This is a genomic window from Methylomagnum sp. (genome assembly GCF_054333355.1).
The window spans coordinates 1-4,062 of the sequence record NZ_JBTEKS010000387.1 but is presented as its reverse complement, the minus strand read 5'-3'; the positions used below and the strand labels follow the sequence as shown (position 1 = coordinate 4,062).

3 protein-coding genes and 1 pseudogene are annotated in these 4,062 nt (G+C 61.5%); all 4 read left to right on the top strand.

Annotated features, from left to right (window positions below):
- Positions 1-1,454, top strand: a pseudogene (locus ACXWUF_RS19810) (hypothetical protein); the annotation flags it as partial.
- A gap of 62 nt (positions 1,455-1,516) precedes the next feature.
- On the top strand, positions 1,517-1,750 hold the full coding sequence (locus ACXWUF_RS19805) for a hypothetical protein (RefSeq protein WP_458496306.1): 234 nt from the start codon (positions 1,517-1,519) through the stop codon (positions 1,748-1,750).
- Between the two features lie 19 nt (positions 1,751-1,769).
- On the top strand, positions 1,770-2,840 hold the full coding sequence (locus tag ACXWUF_RS19800; protein WP_458496305.1) for a DNA phosphorothioation-associated putative methyltransferase: 1,071 nt from the start codon (positions 1,770-1,772) through the stop codon (positions 2,838-2,840).
- Positions 2,795-4,062, top strand: a 1,268-nt coding sequence (locus ACXWUF_RS19795) for a DNA phosphorothioation-associated putative methyltransferase (RefSeq protein WP_458496304.1), incomplete at its 3' end; no start/stop codon positions are given. The genes ACXWUF_RS19800 and ACXWUF_RS19795, both read left to right, overlap by 46 nt.

Sequence of the window (4,062 nt, the reverse complement as noted above, 5' to 3'; positions counted from 1 at the left end):
ACTATTTGCGGGATAAGGCCAATGAAGCGGGAAAACTTTTGTTGGCCACCCACACTGAACGCGATGACTGGGAACGCGGCATAGAAAAAGCCGACAGCCACAATGATGTGGGCAATCTTCTGAGGTTCGGAATCCTCTTATCGAAGCAACGCCAAGAGATGGAAGGCAATCCCTGCTGGTCCCAAGCTGATGTTACTGCTTGTGATCAATTGCTAGCGCCACTGCGGGAAATGATTGCCGCGAAAATTTCGGATTGGATTCCCAGACAAAGCTGCAACACGGTTGCCCAGGTTAGCGATTTCCGTCATCGCATAGAAAAGGCGGTCGCCAGTCTCAAGGAATTGGGATTTAAGCGCGAAGCTGGGATTTTGGAACAGCAATCACAGCGGGCCATCATGCAGGTTGAGGAGCGGCAAAAGTTTTCGCTCACCTTGGCCGAGAGTGATGATTACCCGCGCCAGCCCGATCCTACGGATTCAACGCCAGTAAGGGAACTACGTGACGCCCTTACTCAAGGCGACCGATTGATCGAAAGTATCAAAGCGGCTGCGACAGCACTCAGCCCCGACGAAATCACCGCTCGTATTAATGCGGTGAAGCGCCGCCAGGAACGTTTGAAGGCCACTATTGGTGGACGACGCCAAACTCTAGGAGAACTTTACTCCCTTGCGATAGCCAGCCAAACGATACTGGAAGAAACTCTGGTTAAAGCCAGGAGGCTGCGCGAGATATTTATCGACACGCCAGACCAGCAAGAAATTAGCGATATAGTCGCTCAATTGGAACGGGTCCGTGAGGATATTTCGGCATGGGAAAGCGGAGATTTCAGTCCAGAACGGCTAGCGGAATTGTTGCAGCAACGTATACAGCATCAAGTATCGGCAACCAGTGATTTCCTCGAAGCTAACGAAATTGATCCCGCCTGGAGCCTGGAACCCATTTATCAAGCCATCGCCACAGACCGAATTACCGCGCAACAACGACGCTCAACTGAATGGATACTACCGAGGCGTGAATTAACCAACCAGTTCCAAAGTATGGATTTGAATCGGTGTTCCGCGCTTGAGCGGGAGCTTATGGCCGCTCCAACTTATCTGGCATCGGACGACCGAGAGCAAGCCGAACGATTATTAACCGCCATACAAAATCGACGTATGGAACTTCTTGAAGAAGCCCGGCGTAGCCAGGTAGTGGCATGGCAAGCACCGTTTTTATCGTTCGGAAATATCGAAGCGATGGATCAATACGAAACTGAGCGGCTGCTCAAGAAATTACGCAATCCGCCGGTTGAATTGCGACCAGAAGAACAGGTATCAGTTGAAGCTATACTGTTGAGATTGATGAATAGGCTCGATCAAATTAGCCTGAATGAGATTATTGGGCGGATTGAGCGGCTATCGGTGGATCAGCAACGCCAGGTTTTCTCGATTCTCTCTGAACGATTGGCCGCTTAATCGTTGAGCCGAGGGAAATAGCGCTTCAATATCCGGCTACATCAACTTTGAAGGAAATTTCCGTGCTGAAAAGCTACGAAGCCATTTACGACCACGGCCATATCCGCTGGATCAACACACCGCCCGAAGTGGAATACGCACGGGCAATCATCACACTGCTTCCCGAGCTAGCGGAACGTATCGAAACCCCACCCGATGCCCCGCTTCCACCCCGCCAGGCCGGAGCGCTCAAAGGCCGGGTTAAGATCGCCCCCGACTTCAACGCGCCTTTGAACTATAAAGAACAAGCCGGTTGATGCCCGCTGAAATAACCCCATGCCCCCACTCCCCACCAAAACTGTAGGCTCCAAAACCTACCTCCACGCCGACGCCCTCCCCCGCCTCGACCCCGCCCAGCAAGCCCGCGTCCACGAAGCCGAACGCCTCGCCGGCATCCGCCACCCCGACCATTACAACCTCATCCGCCTCGACGCCGCCACGCCGGAAATCGCCCTGCTGCACTACCCCGGCTTCGCCGCCGACCCATTCCCCGCCTTGCGCGAAAGCTGGCGGGTGGACCTGGACCAGGGCACGGTCGGCTACCGCAGCTACGCCGACTCCCTCAACCCGCCCATCCTTCACCGCCAGGAACTGCTGCTGCCGGACGGCCACCCCCGCCGGGCCGAATGCGCGGCCCTCACGGCGGCGGCGGAGGCCATCGGCCTGTTCGACGACACCACCCGCATCGGCTACCGGCGGCAATGGCTGGAACTGATCCGCGACAAGGGCTACCGCCTCGATGGCCACGCCCTGATTCCGTTGGGCAATGCCGAGGCTTTGGAAACCGAAACGGGCGAGACGCCCGCGCTCCCGCACGCCGGTTGGCGGGCCGCCCGGCACCTGACCGCCCTGAGCCGCAGCGGCTTCTCCGCGCCGGTGCAGAGCCTCGCCCGCCATGGCTTCCTGGATGGGCGCCACCGGCTGTTCGACTACGGCTGCGGACGGGGCGACGACGTGCGGGGACTGGTGGAGAACGGCCTGGACGCGGCGGGCTGGGACCCCTACCACGCCCCCGACCGGCCCATCCACCCGGCGGACATCGTGAACCTGGGCTTCGTCATCAACGTCATCGAGGACTTCGACGAGCGGGTGGACGCCCTCACCCGCGCCTACGCCCTGGCCGAACGGCTGCTGGTGGTGTCGGTGATGCTCGCCAACCAGAACGACCCACGGGGCAAAAGCTTCCGCGACGGCGTGCTGACCCAGCGCGGCACCTTCCAGAAATACTTCACCCAGGCGGAGATCAAGGCGTTCCTCGAAGCCACCCTGGACGAGGAGGCCATCCCGGTGGCGCCCCCGGCGTGCTGTACGTGTTCCGCGACAAGGACGCCGAGCAGCGCTTCCTGATGGACCGCCACCGCAGCCGCCGCAACCTGCTGCGCGATCCGACCGCGCGGGAACGCCCGGCGGTGACGCGGCGGGAACCGAAGGCCGACAAGTACGAAATCCACCGCGAGGCATTGGACCGCCTCTGGGCGCAATGGCTGAACCTGGGGCGGAAGCCCGACAAGTCCGAAGTCGCGGGCCTGCCGGGACTGTTGGCGGGCTTCGGCAGCCTGTCCGGCGCCCTGCGCGGCGTGGAGAACCAGCGCGGGTCCGAGGCCATCGAAGCGGCCAGGGCGGCGCGGCTGGCCGACCTGACCGTGTACTTCGCCCTCAACCAGTTCCAGCGGCGCGAACCCTACAAGCACCTGGAACCCGGCCTGCAACGGGACATCAAGCACTTCTTCGGCGACTACGACACGGCGCAGGCGGTGGCCCGCGAGCGGCTGTTCCAAATCGCCAACACCGAAGCCCTGGCCCAGGCTTGCCGGGAAGCGGCGGAACACGGCCTGGGCTGGCTGGAACCGGGGAAGTCCCTGCAACTGCATGTGAGCCTGATCGAGCAGCTACCGCCCCTGCTGAGAATCTACGTGGGCGGCGCGGCGACGCTGTACGGCGACTACGGTCACGCCGACCTGGTGAAGGTCCACATCGGCTCCGGCAAGCTCAGCCTCATGCGCTATGACGACTTCGAGGGGCAACCGCTGCCCCGGATGGTGGAGCGGGTGAAGATCAAGCTGCGCGAGCAGGACATCGACTACTTCGCCTACGGCGACGACTACCCGCCGCCCCCGCTCTACCGCAAGTCCCGCTACATCAACGAGGAATTCCCCCACTACCCGGAACAACTGGCCTTCGAGGAAGCGCTGGACCGGCTGGGCCTGTTCGACCTGTCCGGCTATGGCCCCGGCCCGGCGGCCTTCGATCAAGCTCTGGCCCAACACCGCTGGGCGGTGGAGGGCTTCGCGCTGGTCCGGTCGCACGGCGTGCCCGCCCTCGACGAGCCCTGTGGCCGGTTCCTCACCTACCGGCAGCTCATCGAATGCGGCGAGACCCAAGGCCGCACCGGCCTCCCCAACCTGCCCCAGCGCCCGGAGAGCTACACGGCCCTGCTGGACTTGGCGATCAATGTGCTGGACCCGGTGATCGACTACTTCGGCATGGTCCGCCTGACCTACGGCTTCTGTTCCCCCGCTCTCGCGAAACAGATACCGGGCCGCATCGACCCCAGGCGCGACCAGCACGC